This window comes from Desulfosarcina widdelii (assembly GCF_009688965.1).
GTDB classification, from domain to species: Bacteria; Desulfobacterota; Desulfobacteria; order Desulfobacterales; family Desulfosarcinaceae; genus Desulfosarcina; species Desulfosarcina widdelii.
Map to the genome: position 1 here is coordinate 6,764,340 of NZ_AP021875.1, position 15,620 is coordinate 6,779,959.

Annotated in this window: 18 protein-coding genes and 1 riboswitch; of the genes, 5 read left to right on the forward strand and 13 right to left on the reverse strand. The window is 58.6% G+C overall.

Annotated elements, in window-relative coordinates; genetic code table 11:
- Positions 1-194 precede the first annotated feature (194 nt).
- The 6 genes from GN111_RS30880 to GN111_RS30905 form a co-directional block, all read right to left on the reverse strand.
- Complete coding sequence (locus GN111_RS30880; protein WP_155307437.1) at positions 195-1,652, reverse strand: sigma-54 interaction domain-containing protein; 1,458 nt, start codon at positions 1,650-1,652, stop codon at positions 195-197.
- A 59-nt stretch (positions 1,653-1,711) separates the two neighbouring features.
- Entirely contained in the window at positions 1,712-2,626 is a 915-nt protein-coding gene (locus GN111_RS30885; RefSeq protein WP_155307438.1) for a DUF3786 domain-containing protein, read from the reverse strand.
- Between the two features lie 108 nt (positions 2,627-2,734).
- On the reverse strand, positions 2,735-3,493 hold the full coding sequence (locus GN111_RS30890; RefSeq protein ID WP_155307439.1) for an SDR family NAD(P)-dependent oxidoreductase: 759 nt from the start codon (positions 3,491-3,493) through the stop codon (positions 2,735-2,737).
- Between the two features lie 24 nt (positions 3,494-3,517).
- On the reverse strand, positions 3,518-3,970 hold the full coding sequence (locus GN111_RS30895) for a PaaI family thioesterase (protein ID WP_155307440.1): 453 nt from the start codon (positions 3,968-3,970) through the stop codon (positions 3,518-3,520).
- Between the two features lie 30 nt (positions 3,971-4,000).
- A complete protein-coding gene (locus GN111_RS30900) occupies positions 4,001-4,291 on the reverse strand; it encodes a transcriptional regulator (protein ID WP_155307441.1) in 291 nt (96 codons plus the stop codon).
- A gap of 8 nt (positions 4,292-4,299) precedes the next feature.
- Positions 4,300-4,779: a low molecular weight protein-tyrosine-phosphatase gene (locus GN111_RS30905; protein ID WP_155307442.1), complete on the reverse strand. Its 480-nt coding sequence runs from the start codon at positions 4,777-4,779 to the stop codon at positions 4,300-4,302.
- Positions 4,780-4,950: 171 nt separating this feature from the next.
- Between GN111_RS30905 and GN111_RS30910 the strand changes: the two genes are divergently transcribed.
- Positions 4,951-6,099, forward strand: a complete 1,149-nt coding sequence (locus tag GN111_RS30910) for a sigma-54-dependent transcriptional regulator (RefSeq protein ID WP_155307443.1) — start codon at positions 4,951-4,953, stop codon at positions 6,097-6,099.
- 12 nt (positions 6,100-6,111) lie between these two features.
- Positions 6,112-7,719: a B12-binding domain-containing radical SAM protein gene (locus tag GN111_RS30915; RefSeq protein ID WP_155307444.1), complete on the forward strand. Its 1,608-nt coding sequence runs from the start codon at positions 6,112-6,114 to the stop codon at positions 7,717-7,719.
- Between the two features lie 33 nt (positions 7,720-7,752).
- Here the strand turns inward: GN111_RS30915 and GN111_RS30920 are convergent, their stop codons facing one another.
- Positions 7,753-8,370 (reverse strand): LysE family translocator, encoded by a 618-nt coding sequence (locus tag GN111_RS30920; RefSeq protein ID WP_155307445.1) that lies wholly within the window; start codon positions 8,368-8,370, stop codon positions 7,753-7,755.
- Positions 8,371-8,462: 92 nt separating this feature from the next.
- On the opposite strand from GN111_RS30920, the gene GN111_RS30925 reads away from it, so the two are divergent.
- On the forward strand, positions 8,463-8,921 hold the full coding sequence (locus tag GN111_RS30925) for an Lrp/AsnC family transcriptional regulator (RefSeq protein WP_197740462.1): 459 nt from the start codon (positions 8,463-8,465) through the stop codon (positions 8,919-8,921).
- Between the two features lie 17 nt (positions 8,922-8,938).
- On the opposite strand, the gene GN111_RS30930 is transcribed toward GN111_RS30925, so the two are convergent.
- Positions 8,939-9,277: a hypothetical protein gene (locus GN111_RS30930; protein ID WP_155307446.1), complete on the reverse strand. Its 339-nt coding sequence runs from the start codon at positions 9,275-9,277 to the stop codon at positions 8,939-8,941.
- A 174-nt stretch (positions 9,278-9,451) separates the two neighbouring features.
- Here GN111_RS30930 and epsC point away from each other — a divergent pair, with 174 nt between their 5' ends.
- Together epsC and cysK are read left to right on the forward strand one after the other, a co-directional pair.
- On the forward strand, positions 9,452-10,426 hold the full coding sequence (gene epsC, locus GN111_RS30935; protein ID WP_231715606.1) for a serine O-acetyltransferase EpsC: 975 nt from the start codon (positions 9,452-9,454) through the stop codon (positions 10,424-10,426).
- Entirely contained in the window at positions 10,427-11,365 is a 939-nt protein-coding gene (gene cysK, locus GN111_RS30940) for a cysteine synthase A (RefSeq protein WP_269433800.1), read from the forward strand. It begins immediately after the preceding gene.
- Here cysK and thiF read toward each other — a convergent pair.
- The 5 genes from thiF to murA all read right to left on the reverse strand — a co-directional run bounded on the left by thiF (position 11,318) and on the right by murA (position 15,606).
- Positions 11,318-11,968 carry a sulfur carrier protein ThiS adenylyltransferase ThiF gene (gene thiF / locus GN111_RS30945; protein WP_155307447.1) on the reverse strand — a complete coding sequence of 217 codons (651 nt, stop codon included), beginning with the start codon at positions 11,966-11,968 and terminating at the stop codon, positions 11,318-11,320. The two genes, cysK and thiF, sit on opposite strands and share 48 nt — an antisense overlap.
- A 13-nt stretch (positions 11,969-11,981) precedes the next feature.
- Positions 11,982-13,094, reverse strand: coding sequence for a 2-iminoacetate synthase ThiH (gene thiH, locus GN111_RS30950; protein ID WP_155307448.1), 1,113 nt, complete (start codon positions 13,092-13,094; stop codon positions 11,982-11,984).
- Entirely contained in the window at positions 13,091-13,894 is an 804-nt protein-coding gene (locus GN111_RS30955) for a thiazole synthase (protein WP_155307449.1), read from the reverse strand. Before GN111_RS30955 ends, thiH begins: the two co-directional genes overlap by 4 nt.
- Before the next feature lie 4 nt (positions 13,895-13,898).
- Positions 13,899-14,099 (reverse strand): sulfur carrier protein ThiS, encoded by a 201-nt coding sequence (gene thiS / locus GN111_RS30960; RefSeq protein WP_155307450.1) that lies wholly within the window; start codon positions 14,097-14,099, stop codon positions 13,899-13,901.
- A gap of 65 nt (positions 14,100-14,164) precedes the next feature.
- A riboswitch (TPP riboswitch) is annotated at positions 14,165-14,271 on the reverse strand.
- A gap of 57 nt (positions 14,272-14,328) precedes the next feature.
- The gene (gene murA, locus GN111_RS30965) at positions 14,329-15,606 is read right to left on the reverse strand and encodes a UDP-N-acetylglucosamine 1-carboxyvinyltransferase (RefSeq protein ID WP_155307451.1); all 1,278 of its coding nucleotides are present in this window, start codon (positions 15,604-15,606) and stop codon (positions 14,329-14,331) included.
- Between the last annotated feature and the right edge of the window lie 14 nt (positions 15,607-15,620).

Genomic DNA, 15,620 nt, shown 5'->3' on the forward strand with positions numbered 1-15,620 from the left:
ATTGGCTCCTATTGGTTTTTTTGACAGGGAATGCCCTTAACAATACTGACCTGCTATCGTCGTACGCAGTATAAAAAAGCAAAATTAATACCAAAATCAGCAATGACATGTTGAGCGAAGAATGGCGGACGATGCCGCGATAGGAGAGGGTGATGGTCGCCGAATTTTAATTCAATATTGAATAAACGCTTCCGCTAACCGTTGCCGGCAAGAGCGGCTGAAAGACCGTATTTTTTCATGCGCCGCGCCACCGTGGGCTGGCTGATGCCCAGCGTTTTGGCGATTCGGGACTGCTTTTTGTGGGTTTTTAGGGCCTCGCGTAAAAAAGCGCGTTCGACGCTGTCAAGCACCTGATTCAGCGTCATCTGAGGGGGCCACGAACCCCAATCTTCACCGCTTTCTTGGGTCTGGGCGATCACATCCCTGGGCAGGTCCTGGCGGTCGATGATCTCCATTTCGGACATGACCACCACCTGCTCGCAGATATTCATCAGTTCACGGACGTTGCCGGGATACGTATAGGCCATGAGTGCGTCGATGGCCGCCTGACTCAGCCGTTTGGCGCTTCCGATCTTGCGGGCGAAGGTATCGACATAGTGGCGCAACAGCGGCAGGAGGCATTCCCTGCGATCGCGCAGCGGCGGTATGGTAATGGGAATCACCTTCAAGCGGTAGAACAGATCGTGGCGGAAGGTGCCTTGCTCAACCATCTTTTTCAGGTCTCGATGCGTCGCCGCGATGATGCGGGAATCCACGAATCGGGACTGGGTGCCGCCCAACCGGGTGAGGCGTCCGTTTTCTAAAAATCGCAATAATTTCACCTGGGAGGGCAATGGCAATTCGGCAATTTCATCGAGAAACAGCGTTCCGCGGTCGGCCAACTCCAGGTGGCCGAGCTTTCCATTGGCCTGCGCGCCGGTAAAGGCTCCCTTTTCATACCCGAACAGTTCGGATTCGATCAGCGTTTGTGGAATGGCGCCGCAGTTGATGCGGATCAGCGGCTTTTCGGCCCGGCTGGAGCTTTTGTGAATGAGGTTGGCAATCACACCTTTACCGACCCCGGACTCGCCCGTGATCAGTATCGAGGAATCGACCTTGCTTGCCTTCAGCGCCCGTTCCAGCGTTTTGACCATGTTGCCGCTGCGGGCAATGATTTCATGGGTATGCAGGACATCCTGCTGCATTTCGACCAACTGATGCTGCAGTTGGTGCTTGATCTCCTGCTCCTGTTCAAGTTGCCGCTGCAAATTCTCGAATTGGGTGATGTCCTGCTCGCTGACAACGACCCGAATGATTTCGCCTGCATCGTTGAACACGGGCGTTGCGGTGGAAATCAACTTGCGATTTCCCTTTTTCTGCAGCAGGTTGACGACGGTTTTGGTTTCAACCGCTTCCAGGGCCGCGGACCGGTCGATGAATCCCTCTTCAATGAGATCGACCATATTTTTCCCGATCACCGCTTCCGCTTTGGTCTGGTGAATGCGTTCCGATGCCGGATTCATGCGGATGACCGTTGCTTGACCGTCGCATACGAAAAGGCCGTCCGAGGAAGAATCGATGATGGCGTCCCTTTCACGGGTCATTTCCTTCAACAAACGGATTTGATCCGCTACATCGGCGGTTTTGTCGGGTGATTTTTTGATTTCCGGCATAATCGGATACCCTGTTTTTATTCAAATATGAATACAATATTCAGAATTGTTTGTCTATTCTAAATATTGCAGAGCAGGTGGTAGTTGCACAAGCTCACCAGGCACCAGATGGCCGGCGGAGAGAGAACCTTGTCGATAGATTGGTCGAAGAGGATGGAGATGCTGGGAGCAAACTCCTCGCTGGCCAGCCAGAGTAAATAGTAGAGCGGAACCCGCGGAAACGGTGTGAGGCGAAAGGCCTCGTCGGCCATTTGCTGTGGAATGCCGCCCAGACGTGCGCCAGCGGCGGCAAAACCGTCGGGATCCGCACCGAAACGGGCCCTGAGCGATGCGGTCGGCAATCGGTTCCGGCCGGTGAAGTAGTGGGCATCGGAAAGGTCTTCCGAACCGACGATCTTCCGGCCCATGGGGTAAAGGCAGTCGATGCGGCTGAAATAGTCCAGGACTGTCAACTCCAGCATGGGCCGCTGGATCTTCTCCCACTCCCCATTTTCCTTTTCCATCAGACAGCGTGCATGGGTGTCAACAAGGATTTCCCGTTCGAGAAAATGAAACCGCAGGTGGCCCGTTTTGCCGTCGATATCGGTGAGGGTGAAGTTGGCCACGTGGTCTACCTGCCGATGGGCCAGTTTGTCCCACCAAAAAGCTTCGACTTCGATGGGCCTTCCCGATGGGTCCAGTGCCGGTGGTCCCAGGCCGCGCCGGCGTCGCTGCATATCCAGAAAGCCTCGACCATAGGGGTAGTTGGATTTGCTGAAGTTGTCGCAGGGAAAGGAGGGGCAGTCCCTGGGGCAGTAGTCGATGTGATTGAGCCGGGCACACGCGAGGATGGCGCAGGGGTGGCCCAGAATGCGCTGCTGGGCTGCGATTTTGCCGGCCGCCAAATCGCTTCTCCCCGGCCCGCAGGAGGAGCATTGGCCGACCAGGTTGAGCTGGCAGACGTCACAGTTGATACCGCAGGCGCCGGTGGCCATAACAACTCCTTTCCCAATTCAAGGAAATTAAACCGGGTATAGGCTTCACGCCCATCGATAAAGTGCGGCGTTCTTGCAGGTGGCTTTTGCCGGAGTTTCGGCCGGCGGTCACCCTTTCATTTCACGCAGGTCGTACCGGCCGCCGTTTTCCAGCCGTCCTTCCACGATCAGGCGGACCAGGTCCACGGCGGTCTGCCGAGGGGTGGAAAGCGCGCTGTTGGCTTTCAGATCCATAAATTTATCCACGCGCTCGAACTGTTCCGGCGTGCACTTTCGAATTTGGGCCTGCATGTCGGTATCCACGGTTCCCGGTGCAACGGCACAGACATGGAACGCCGGATCGATCCGGGAGAACTCCAGGGCCATGGAGCGGGTGGCCATATCCAACCCGGCCTTGGCGGCCCCGTAGGCCGACCATCCGAAGTAAGGCGACTTGCTGGCACCGGAGGTGATGTTGACGATGCATTTTTTCCCCGGAAAAGCTTTGCTGAAACGGTAAAAATGATGCGCCAGTAACATCGGGGCGGTCAGGTTCACCCGGATATTGCCGGCCAGCGCTTCCGTATCGCAATCGATGATGGGGGCGATGGGGTCAAGCACACCGGCGTTGTTGATCAGTACCGTTTTCTTCAGTCCGCCGGCTATTTCGGAATCCAAACCGATGGCGTCGAAAGCCGCACCGATGGTTTCAATTGCGTTCAGATCGACATGGATATTCTGGTAGTTGCCTTCAAGAAAGACGTCCACCCGTGAAAAACCGACCACGAAGCTGTCGCCCAGTGCCAGCGCCTGGTCCGCCAATGCTCGGCCGATACCCCGGGTGGTTCCGGTAATGATGAAAAGATGTTCGACGGACGGCGAATCCAAGTTTGCTCTCCTGGCCTGCCGTTTTCAGGTCGCCCGGATACCGACGACCGTGGCATTGGCACATGGCGTGTCGTCGGCTGAAAGCGTGCAGGCAACGACGGTCTTTTTACCTTTCTGCTCAATGATATGGGATTTCAGCATCAGCTCGCTGCCCATGGGAGTGGGGCGCAGATAGTTGACGTTCAGGTTGGCGGTCACGTACATGATCAAGGGATCCGATCCCGGCGGGCGGCCTTCTTTTTCATATGCGGCGGCGACGGCCGTTCCGATGCAGTGGCAGTCGAACAGACTGGCAATCAAACCGCCGTATACCACGCCGGGAAAGGCGGTATGATAATCCTGGGGCGAGAAGTGAAAGGTTCCGTATTGCCCGTCCCAGTATGTGCGGACCTGCAATCCATGGGCGTTGTCGCTGCCGCAGCCATAGCATATGGCGTGGTCACCGGTAAAATAATCCTGTATAGCGGTTAGGGGCATGTCGCTTTCCTGGTTGGATTTAGTTGGTTTTCATTTGCCTTCGACAATCCTGAATACAGGCGAATCGATGCGGCTTTCCCGGCAGCGGGGGCAACGGCCCGGACGGGTGAGCCGACGCCTTTCCTTGAAGACGAATCCGCAAGCCCGGCAGGTGCAGGGAGTCAGCAGGAGTTCTTTGCCCTGGCCGGCAACGCTTCGCTGGATATGGGCCAGATGCCGATAGACTTCCTTTTCTGGAATTCGCACCGCCTGGGAGATATCCATTGCCGTCATGGGTTCCTCCTGCAGCAAGGCGGCAATTTGTTGGCGAAGGGTTCCCATGGCGGCGCTCAGGACGATTTTGCCCTCACTTTTTGCCGGATGTAGTCGATCAGACCAGGCATACAGGCCGTGATTTCATTGGCGCAGGTCTGGTAGGCATCGAAAGCCAATCCATACGGATCTTCGATCTCCGGAATTTCACGCCGTTCGTCAAATTTACCCAACAACAAGGCATATTTGCAGCGGAAAAACAGAAGATCATTGATTTTGTCCAGATGATATCGCTCCATGGCCAATACCAGATCGGCGGATCGGATCAGGGAGGCATCCAGAATCCTGGCCCGGTGATCGGATATATCCACGCCATGGGCAGACGCGGCTCTGACAGCAAGCGGTTCCGCACGATTGCCGTGAAGCCCGTGGGTGCCTGCCGAGCGGACCGTTACCTCGGATTGTAAAAAAGGCGGCAGACGATGCCGTAAAAATCCTTCCGCCATCGGGCTCCGGCAAATGTTGCCGGTGCAGACCATGAGGACCGAAAAAGTCAAGTTGTCTCCGTAACCAGCGCGTGCTTCATCGGCTCACTATAAAGACGGCTGGTTTCAAAGTCAATCCAGGGGACCGCCGTGAACCAGGTATTGATATTTTGAATAGGGTCGACTATAGAAATCAGATTGCTGAACCATCCGGCTTGCCCCGAATACCCTGCGGAGAGTGACATGTCTGACACCCGAATCCTTTTTGTAGACGACGATAAAGACATTCTGGCCATGGTCGAGCAGTACCTGACCGTAAAAGGCTACAACGTGACCACCGTGGACAACGGCATCGAAGCCGTGGGCATCGTCAAGGAAAAGCAGATCGATATCGTCTTTACCGATTACAAGATGCCCGATTTCAATGGTCTGGAGCTTCTTGTGGCCATCAAGAAATACCGTCCCCAGACCGAAGTGATCATCGTGACGGGCTACGGATCCATGGAATCGGCCATTCAGGCCATGAAATTCGGCAGCTACGACTACCTGCAAAAACCGTTCAAGCTGGACCACCTCCGGCTGATCATCGACCGTATCGTCGAAGAGAAAAAGATCAAGGACAAAGCTCATCTGATCCGCAAGATTTCGCGGGAGCGCCACCAGTATGGCAATTTGGTGGGCTTCTGTCCCAAAATGCGCGAAATCTACGAAGTGATCGATACCATCAGCATCGAAAATCCCATGGTTCTGATTCAGGGAGAAAGCGGAACGGGCAAGGAGTTAACGGCGCGGACCATTCACGAAAGCAGCGACCGCAAGGAGTTGCCCTTCGTGCCGATGAACTGCAACCGACTGGCCAAAAAGACAAAAGCCGAAGGTGATATCGCCGCTCAGCTTTCCGGCGTGATGACATCGGTCGGCGGCGGTACGCTTTACCTGGACGAAATTTCTGCCCTGCCTACCGACATTCGCAAGCGCATCCTGAAGCTGTTGGAGGAAACGGAATCCGATTCCGGCCAACGTCCCCGGATGATCGCGGGGACCAGCAAGGATCTGGACGAAGTCATCGCCAGCGGGGCCATGAAAGAGAGTCTGCTCGATCTTTTCAACGCCGTGTTCATCAAGCTGCCGGCGCTTCGGGAGCGCAAAGAAGACATTCCCCTACTGATCAACCATTTTCTGTACAATGACAGTCCGGCGACCACCACCCGCATATACGGCATTACCCCTTCGGCCATGAGCATTCTGCTGGATTACCACTGGCCGGGCAACCTGATTCAGTTGCAGAACGTGATCGAGCGGGCCTATGCCATGGGCGTCGAAAATACCATCGGTCCCGAGGACCTGCCGGAAGAGATCCGCACCTTCGGCACCATTTCCCGCATGGGCTGATCCGCCTGCTCCATGGTTGACATCCTTCTGATCCAACCGCCCATCGCCGATTTCTACCACACCGCCAAGCGAACCGTTCCCTACGGTCTGGCTTCCGTTGCCGCCGCAGTGGCTGAAAAGGGCTTCTCGGTTGCCATCCTGGATGCCATGGCCACCGGCAAGTCGCGAGTCGTAGCGCCGCCGCCCGAACTATATGGACTCGAGCCCTATTACGGACGTGCGGATCGCAGCCCGTTTTCCCTGTTCCACCATTTTCGCCGATATGGGTACAGCCCCGAACATATCGGCCGCGAGATCAAAAAGTCCGGCGCGTTTCTGGTGGGAATCGCCTCCCTATTCACGGCTTACAGCGACATGGCTCTTTCCGTAGCCCGGACGGCCAAAGCCAGCTTGCCCGATTGCACCGTGGTGCTGGGCGGGCACCACCCGACGGCCCTGCCGGAAGCGGTGATGGCCGAACCGTCCGTGGATCTGGTATTGCGGGGAGAAGGCGAGGCCAGCCTCCCGGCTTTGGCCGCGGCGTTGCAGGCCGGAGAAGAACCGGGTGACGTGCCGGGCATTGTGCTGCGCAGGCCCGACGGTGAATTGCAGATTTCCGAACCGGCCCTGTGCATCGATCCGGAACGGCTTCCCGTGCCCGCCTTCAGCCTGGTTCGGCGAAAGTTCTATCAACGCTGGGGGCGGGATTGCCTGGCGATCGCAGCGACCCGGGGATGCCCGCTGGCGTGCAGCTACTGCGCCACAGGACGGGATTCCTGGATGGGTTTCAGGAAGCGCTCGGTGGCTGCGGTGCTGCGTGAAATCCGGGCGGCGGCCCGGGGGCGTCAGGTGGGATTCATCGATTTCGAGGATGAGAATCTCACCATGGATCGCCGTTGGTTCCTCGAATTGATGGGTGGGATTCGCGAGATTTTCGGCGAGGACCCGCCGGAATTACGGGCCATGAACGGGCTTTTCCCACCCTCCCTGGATACCGAGGTAATCCGTGCCATGGCAAAGAGCGGCTTCAAGACCCTGAACCTTTCTCTGGGCAGTTCGGCCCCCGAACAATTAAAGCGCTTCAACCGACCCGACGTTCGCGCCAGCTTTGACCGGGCCTTAGCATCAAGCAGCGGGGAAGGGCTTTCGGCGGTGGGGTACATCATTGTGGGGGCGCCGGAACAGGATCCGTTGCAATCGGTGGATGACCTGCTGTTTCTTGCCCGGCGTCCGGTACTGGCCGGCGTCTCCGTTTTTTACCCGGCACCGGGCAGCGTAGACTATGCCCGTTGCCGAGACCTGGGTCTACTGCCCGAATCCTTTGCCGGTATGCGGGCCACGGCCCTGCCTATTGATCAGCGCACGTCGCGAACCGATTCGGCGACCCTGCTTCGTTTGGGACGCATCCTCAATTATATGAAAAGGCTGCGGGAGAAAGGCATCCCGATCCCGCGCCCGGCGGCCTCGGGTCCTCGGTTGGACCCCGATCTGGACCGGCAGCAGATCGGGCTACAATTGCTGGCAGCGTTTTTGTTCGACGGTGGCATCCGCGGCGTCGAAGCCGACGGAAGGGTGTACGATCATCGCGTGTCGGCCCATCTGTGCCGGCGCTTTTTGGATGGGCTGACGTCGGTACAATAGGCTGTCGGATATCGACCTTCCTACGAAGCTGTTCTAGTAGAAGCCGGCGACAATGGCAACCAACCCGAACCCAACCAGTACCGTACCTGAAATCCGATTAATCCAACCCATGGCGGTTGGACGCAGACGGGTATTGAAAATGTTGCTTGCCGATGAGAGAATAATCCACCAGGCCATGGAACCGGAAAATACGCCAGCCACCAGCCACCCGGCATCCCAACGGTCGGTGCCGACGCCGCCCAGACCCATCCCGGCGAAAACGGCGGTAAAAGAGAGAATGGTCATGGGATTGGTGAGGGTGAGAACCAGGGCGGAGAAGTACCCCCTGGCTCCCAAGACAGAGGATTCTCCGGCCGGTTTCGGGTCGGCCGTTGCCAGAAAGATGTGCAGACCCAGGTAGCAGAGAAACAAACCGCCGAGAAGCTGAATCCAGACCCGCTGCCCCACCAGCAAACCGGAGAGGCCGGCCAGACCGAAACCGGCGATGCAGCCGTAAAGGGCGTCGGCTGTGGCGGCCCCGGTGCCGGTGAGCAGTCCGGCCCGCCACCCATGAGCCAGGCTGCGGCGGATGCAAAGGACGCCGATAGGCCCCACGGGCATGGCAATGGAAAAACCGAAGATCAGTCCTTTGATGAAAAATGAAACCGTCATGGGAGGCACTCTATCGCATCGGGTTGGGAGAAACCATAGCCAAACAACGGTTTTCAGGGGCCTGGACTTAAAAAAACAAGGAAATGGAAGCCATGGACCTTCGGGTTGAGAAAATGCTGGATGGAATCGGGCTGAAAATTCTGGCCGTCCTGCAGGAGAACGCCAGGATGTCCCTGGCAAGCATCGGCCAGGCGGTGGGATTGTCTTCCCCGGCGGTGGCCGAGCGAGTCAAAAAGCTGGAAGAGGCGGGGATCATCAAAGGCTACCACGCCCGCATCGACCCCGAAGCCATGGGCCGGTCAGTGTCTGCCTTCATTCAACTGACCACCGATGCCCGGCATTATCCGGCCGTCAAATCCCTGGCCGCCGATCTGCCCGAGATTACCGCCTGCCACCACGTAAGCGGCGAGGCCTCCTTCATCATGCAGGTGCGCGTGGCTCAGGTCGCCGATCTGGAGCCGCTGGTGGCCCGCTTCAGCCCCCTGGGACAGACGCGCACCGCCATCGTCCTTTCCACGCCGGTGGACAAGGGTGCCCGGGTACCGTTGTAAGTATCCGTTTCAGAATGCTATTTTTCGGTATTGACCACCTGGCGGATGCGGATGGGGCGCTTTTTTGGTTTGGGAATGAGGTTGTTGTTGATCAAAAACCCTTTGAGCCACCCTTTGGCCTCCCGGGCGGCGTCCTGGTCGGTAAAGTAAGCCTTGATGCCCTTGATTTCAGGATAAACCTCGTCCACCCGCTGCCATTCGTTCGGCGCCATCTTGGCCTCCATGGCGTAGAGCACATCTTTGCTTTCGACGGCCACCAGGCGAATGTCGGGACCCAGCTTTTTTTCCAGGGCTTTTATGGTTTCCAGATCCTCGGGGCTCAGGGCGGCGAATTTAAAGTCGTTCAAACCGCTCATGGGGGATGCCTTTTCCCTTCTTCGTGAAAATTGCCTGCATATTTTTTTTCGAACGCATCAAACCAGAATTGGGTTCTCTTGTCAATTTTTGACAACCCTCTCTTTGTGGTTACAATCAAGACTGATCGCAACTACCGGTAATGGAAAACGATTGCCACGTAACGGAGACACCCCATGACCGCCAATCCTCCCATCGAAGGCGATGTCTGCCGGACAGAAATGGAATGCCATCAGGAAGCGCGCTCCCACCTGCCGGCCATTGCCGAACGGATTATTGACCACTGCGAGAGCAGTTCCTGCTACACCCATATCGACAGCGAGCCGATCCCCTCGGAAGGCTTTGTGGCCGATATCATCGACATGTTCCGGGAACTGCTCTTTCCCGGCTATTTTTCCCGCGAGAAGCTGGATCCGGTCAACCTGCGCTACAGTCTGGGGCAGACCATATCCAAATTGTACGATCTGCTGGCCGACCTGATTGCCCATAACATCCGCCATGACTGCCTGCGCTACAACCAGTCGTGCAGCCATTGCGAAACCCGCGGCCACAGCTTGGCGCTTGAGATGATGGACGCCATCCCCGAAATCCGTCAGATTCTGGCGTCGGATGTGCAGGCGGCCTTCGACGGAGACCCGGCGGCCAAAAGCCACGACGAGATCATCTTCAGCTATCCGGGGATTTACGCCACCAGTGTTTACCGGGTGGCCCACAAGCTCTTCGAATTGGGCGTGCCCCTGCTGCCGCGGATCATGGCCGAACATGCCCACAGTATCACCGGAATCGACATCCACCCCGGCGCCGTCATCGGGAAGCGGTTCGTCATCGATCACGGTACGGGCGTGGTCATCGGAGAGACGACCCGGATCGGAGACAATGTGCGCATCTACCAGGGCGTGACCCTGGGCGCCCTGTCCCTTCCCAAGGACGCGGGTGAAAAGCTGCGCGGGAAAAAGCGGCACCCCACCATCGAAGACGACGTGATCATCTATTCGGGTGCCACCATCCTTGGTGGGGATACCGTCATCGGTTCCCGCAGTGTGGTGGGCGGCAACGTCTGGCTGACCGAATCCATTCCCCCGGACACCACCGTAATGATGGAGACGCCGCGGCTGGTCATTCGGGAGGCTAAACACGCGGCGGGGAGCTGAATGACCGAAAAGGAGAACACCATGCCTGTGCACAGTGCAATTACAAATACCATCGGCAAAACACCCCTGGTCCGGCTGAACCGGTTCGGCGGCGGCCATGCCGAAATCCTGGCCAAACTTGAATTTTTCAATCCCCTGAGCAGCGTCAAGGACCGCATTGCTGCGGCCATGATCGACGATGCCGAGAAAAAGGGACGCATCGGTGCCGACACCCTGATCGTGGAACCGACCAGCGGGAATACCGGCATCGGACTGGCCTTTATCTGTGCCGCCCGGGGATACCGGCTTTGTCTCACCATGCCGGAAACCATGAGCGTCGAGCGCCAGAAGCTACTGCGGCACCTGGGTGCGCAACTGGTGCTCACCCCCGGTGCCCAGGGGATGGGGGGCGCCATCGAGAAAGCCAACGCCATCGTGTCCGAAAATCCGGGCGCCTTCATGCCCAACCAGTTCGAAAACCCTGCCAATCCCCAAGTTCACCGGGAGACAACGGCTGTGGAAATCTGGTCGGACACAGCCGGCGATGTGGACATCCTGGTGGCCGGGGTGGGCACCGGCGGCACCCTTACCGGGATCGGCGGGTTTTTCAAGGAGAAGAAACCCGACTTTCGTGTCGTGGCCGTGGAGCCGGCCGACTCGGCGGTGCTTTCCGGCGGCGAGAAAGGCCCCCACAAAATTCAGGGCATCGGCGCTGGATTTGTGCCCAAAGTGCTGGATCGATCCCTCATCGACGAGGTGGTGACCGTCGCCAACGACGATGCCTTCGAAATGGCCCGAAAGCTGGCCGCCGGCGAGGGCATCCTGTGCGGCATCTCCTCCGGGGCCGCGGTATGGGCCTGCCTGCAGGTGGCGGCCAGACCGGAGAATGCCGGTAAGCGCATCGTTACGATTTTACCCAGTACCGGGGAACGCTACCTGAGCACCGACCTGTTTGTTTAATATCGCCGCCACCACGATGTCCGCCTGTTTGGCGGCGGCGATGCCGACAATAGCGGCGGTCGGCGGCATGGCGGCGGATGTTTCCGAGCGGCCGTCGCCCACCACATAATTCGTGCCGCCGATCTTGCGGGTGTGAATGCGGTCGGCGTCGCCCCAGCCGCCGATACCCGATGCACACACAAAAAGCCGTGAATCGGTCAGGAAACAGTCGGCCATCATCTTTTTGTCCCGGGCGCGGTCAAGGGCTTCGAGGACAATCGTGCAGTTTCTGAATGTGTGGCGAATGTTGGCGGCATCCAGCCTGAGATCCACGCTTTCCATCTCCAGGGACGGATCGATGCGCAGCAGGTTGACCTTCAGGGCCGCTACCTTCTTCAGGCCCAGCTGATCGGCAAAGTAGAACTGCCGGTTGAGGTTGGACGCTTCCACACGGTCGAAATCGGCAACGACCAGCCGGCGGATACCGGAGCGAACCAGATGGGCCGCCGCATTCGAGCCCAGCCCGCCGGCGCCGGCGATGCCCACGCGTACAGATGCCAAAAGCTGAATCTGTTCCTCGCTGAAATGTGCCTTCAGGCCGGATCGGAAATGATTCTCGGTCATGGTTCCCTTCGACCTACCCCCCCAAAGCCTGCCAATCCTTATACACCGGCTGCCAGCCGGCCCGGCGAAGCATGGCCGCCATCTCCGGCACCGACCGTTCGTCGGAAATGTCGAACTGGCCGACGCTTTCTTCCGTATCGATCCGGCCGCCCACGGCCGTACAGGAACCGGCCGACATGCGGGTGACTCCCAGGGGCAGGAGCCGGTCCCGGAAACGGGCGCTCTCCCGGGTGGAAATGGTAATGCCCACCCGGGGCATGAACAGGCGCAGGGCCGTCATGATCTGGACGACGTGGCGGTCCTCCACGATGCTTGCGGGCGGGTAACCGCCCACGTGGGGTCGCATGCGGGGCAGGGAAACGCCGATTTCCGTCTCCGGGTAGCGGTCCTGCAAATAGCTGGCGTGCAGGCCGGTGAAAAAGGCGTCCCTGCGCCAATCGTCCAGACCCAGCAGTGCACCGATCCCCACGGCGCGCATGCCCGCCCGGCAGGCCCGCTCCGGGGCGTCCAGCCGAAAACGGTAATCCCGTTTGGGGCCTTGGGAGTGCAGGTGGCTGTAAAGGGATTCGTTGTAGGTTTCCTGGTAAAGCGTCAGGCTGTCCACGCCGGCACGGATCAGACGGCCATACGCTTCTTCGGACAAGGCAAAGATTTCGATGCCGATGGCCGGAAAGGTGCGCCGGAGCACATGGCAGCATTCCTCGACATAGTCGACGCCGGCGATGGAAGGCGCGTCGCCGGTGAGAATCAGGATGTGCCTGATCCCCATCTCCGCGATGGTTCGGGATTCGGCTTCGACCTGCTCCAGGGTCAGTCGGTGGCGGGCAATGTTGTTACTCTGGTTGAAACCGCAGTACAGGCAGCGGTTCGTACAGAAATTGGACAGGTACATCGGGGTAAACAGGACCATGCTGCGGCCAAACTGGGCGACGGTCAGGCGATGTGCCTTTTGGGCCATCTGCTCCAGATAGGGTTCCGCGGCCGGCGACAATAAGGCGAGGTAGTCCTTGCCGGAAAGCGTCTTTTTGCCTATAGCCCGCCGCACGCCCGCATCGGTCACCGTTTCCATACCCAGCGCCCGTTCACCATCGTCCCTTGCAGCGCAGTACAGGTCGTAGAAACTCATGAATCGCTTGTCCCTTCGTATAAAAAGCCGGTCAGCGGAGAGGATGCGGCCGCGATGGTCCTGACGGCGCCCGTTCCGGCCTGCCAAGCCTGCCGGCCGGCGGCGATGGCGGCGGCAAAGGCCCCGGCCATGGCCACGGGGTCCGAGGCACTGGCAATGGCCGTGTTAACCAGACAGGCATCGGCGCCCATCTCCATGGCCTCGCAGGCCTGGGAAGGCTTGCCGATGCCCGCATCCACCACCACGGGCACCTTGATTTCGTCGATGATGATCCGGAGCATTTCCCGGGTGGTGAGCCCCTGGTTGGTGCCGATGGGGGCCGCCAGGGGCATGACGGCGGCAGCCCCGGCGTCTTCCAGTTGACGGGCGACGACGGGGTCGGCGTTGATATAAGGCAGCACCACGAAGCCCTCTTTTACCAGGATTTCCGTTGCCCGCAGGGTGGCGTACCCGTCGGGCAGCAAATGCCTGTTGTCCGGGATGGCTTCGATCTTAACCCAGTTGCCGCAGCCGGTGGCGCGGGCCAGACGGGCAATGCGCACGGCCTCTTCGGCATTGCGCGCCCCGGACGTGTTGGGCAAAAGCTGCATGCGGTCGGGAATGTGCTGCATCACATTGTCGGTGGCCGCCTCGAAGTCCACCCGCCGCAGGGCCACGGTAATGATCCGGGAGCCCGAGGCGGCGACGATCCGCGGGATCATGTCGTCCGACGGGTACTTGCCGGTGCCGATGAGCAGACGCGAGTCGAACGCCTGCCCGCCGATCACCAGAGGGTCGTCGCGGTTTTCCGTTTCCTTCATGGCTTCATCCTCCACCCACGAATCCGAGAATTTCCAGATTGTCGTTTTCCTTGAGGTTGACCCGGCTCCACGCTTCTGCCGGGATGATCGTGCGGTTGTGTTCGACCACCACCGTGGCCGTGTCCAGATCCTTTGCGCGGATCAACTCGCCGATGGTGATGCTTTCCGCCACCGGGGTCCGTTTGCCGTTGAGTCGGATATCCATTCCATTCCTCTTAAAAATAAAAAGGCTCGCTTCCGTTGAGGAAAGCGAGCCTGACAAAAAAGGAAAATTCTTTTTTCCTGCTTCCCTACGGCAGCATGATCTGCTTCAGGTTCAAAGGGTCGGCGCTGTTACGCCCTCTCAGCCCCTATACGGGGCACCCCCAGCATCTGATTTTTCCACGCACTCTATTCGCGGTCGGCACCCCTGTCAAGAGAAGAATGTTTCAAGGTTAAACCTTGACCCGCCGCACATCGGCCCCGAGCTGCTGAAAGCGGTTTTCGATGTCGAAATGTCCCCGGTTGATCTGGTAGACGTTGCCGATGGTGGTCTTCTCCGGGCAGGCCAGTCCGGCCAGTAGAATGCAGGAGGCGGCCCGGATGTTGTCCGGCTCGGTGTCCGCTCCCTTGAACCTAGTAGGGCCGTTGACGATGGCCAGACCGTCCTCTTCATCCAGGTCGATGGAGGCCCCCAGTTTTCTCAACTCCTTGACATGGCTGAAACGTTTGTCGAAGATCCGCTCCCGGATATAGCTCTGCCCGTCGGCAATACAGGAAAGGGCCATGATCGCCGGTTGAAAATCGGTGGCGAACCCCGGATAGGGACAGGTGAGCACATTGACCGGACGCAACTTCTTTCCCGGCGAGGCGACTTCCATGACATGCCCGTTGATGCGGATTTCGACGCCCATCTGCATCATTTTTTCGGTCAAAATACGCAGGTCCGCGGGATTCACACCGATAATCGAGATTTGCCCTCCGGCAATGCCAGCCGCCATCATGAACAATCCCGCGTCCAGTCGGTCGTTCATGGCGTAGTACTCCACGGGATTCAAGGCCGGTACCCCTTCCACCGTAAGCGTGCGGGTGCCCAACCCGTGGATCTTTGCACCCATCTTGATGAGAAAATTGGCGAAATCGAATATCTCCGGGTCGGAGGCGGCGTTTTCGATGATGGAGACCCCTTTGGAAAAACAGGCCGCCATCATCAGGTTTTCAGTTCCGGTGTGGCTTGGAAAGTCCAGATACATGGTGGCGCCCGTAAAATCTTCTCCGCTGATGACGAATTCGTCGCCGCCGGTAACTTCCGCCCCTAAACGGGCGAATCCCCGATAGTGGTAGTTCAGGTTGCGGGCGCCCAAAGGACAGCCGCCGACGCTGGGCAGGCGGACTTCGCCCAGGCGGGCCAGCAGGGCCGGAATGAAAAGCACCGAGGCCCGCAGGCGGCAGGTGAGCGCCTCGGGAAGATCCGAGCGGCTTAAGTGAGTGGCGTCCACGCAGACCGTTTTCTCCTCGGGGAAATAGTCCACCGCGGCCCCCACATGGCGCATGATGTCGAAGGCCACCAGGATATCGTTCAACGGCGGCACATTGCGGATCACGCTGCAGCCTTTTTCCGGAAGCAGGGATGCGGCCAGCATTGGCAGAATCGCATTTTTGGACCCCTGCACGCAGACGCTGCCGGACAGGGGTTTACCGCCATTGATTTGAATGAATTCCCGCTCGCTCATGGAGTGTACCTCTC

Bases quoted from the DNA above. Each gene is read 5' to 3' on its own strand.
- GN111_RS30880 (WP_155307437.1), bottom strand. From the start codon at position 1,652: ATGCCGGAAATCAAAAAATCACCCGACAAAACCGCCGATGTAGCGGAT.
- GN111_RS30885 (WP_155307438.1), bottom strand. From the start codon at position 2,626: ATGGCCACCGGCGCCTGCGGTATCAACTGTGACGTCTGCCAGCTCAAC.
- GN111_RS30895 (WP_155307440.1), bottom strand. From the start codon at position 3,970: ATGCCCCTAACCGCTATACAGGATTATTTTACCGGTGACCACGCCATA.
- GN111_RS30900 (WP_155307441.1), bottom strand. From the start codon at position 4,291: ATGGGAACCCTTCGCCAACAAATTGCCGCCTTGCTGCAGGAGGAACCC.
- GN111_RS30910 (WP_155307443.1), top strand. From the start codon at position 4,951: ATGTCTGACACCCGAATCCTTTTTGTAGACGACGATAAAGACATTCTG.
- GN111_RS30915 (WP_155307444.1), top strand. From the start codon at position 6,112: ATGGTTGACATCCTTCTGATCCAACCGCCCATCGCCGATTTCTACCAC.
- GN111_RS30920 (WP_155307445.1), bottom strand. From the start codon at position 8,370: ATGACGGTTTCATTTTTCATCAAAGGACTGATCTTCGGTTTTTCCATT.
- GN111_RS30925 (WP_197740462.1), top strand. From the start codon at position 8,463: ATGGACCTTCGGGTTGAGAAAATGCTGGATGGAATCGGGCTGAAAATT.
- GN111_RS30930 (WP_155307446.1), bottom strand. From the start codon at position 9,277: ATGAGCGGTTTGAACGACTTTAAATTCGCCGCCCTGAGCCCCGAGGAT.
- epsC (WP_231715606.1), top strand. From the start codon at position 9,452: ATGACCGCCAATCCTCCCATCGAAGGCGATGTCTGCCGGACAGAAATG.
- cysK (WP_269433800.1), top strand. From the start codon at position 10,427: ATGACCGAAAAGGAGAACACCATGCCTGTGCACAGTGCAATTACAAAT.
- thiF (WP_155307447.1), bottom strand. From the start codon at position 11,968: ATGACCGAGAATCATTTCCGATCCGGCCTGAAGGCACATTTCAGCGAG.
- thiH (WP_155307448.1), bottom strand. From the start codon at position 13,094: ATGAGTTTCTACGACCTGTACTGCGCTGCAAGGGACGATGGTGAACGG.
- GN111_RS30955 (WP_155307449.1), bottom strand. From the start codon at position 13,894: ATGAAGGAAACGGAAAACCGCGACGACCCTCTGGTGATCGGCGGGCAG.
- thiS (WP_155307450.1), bottom strand. From the start codon at position 14,099: ATGGATATCCGACTCAACGGCAAACGGACCCCGGTGGCGGAAAGCATC.
- murA (WP_155307451.1), bottom strand. From the start codon at position 15,606: ATGAGCGAGCGGGAATTCATTCAAATCAATGGCGGTAAACCCCTGTCC.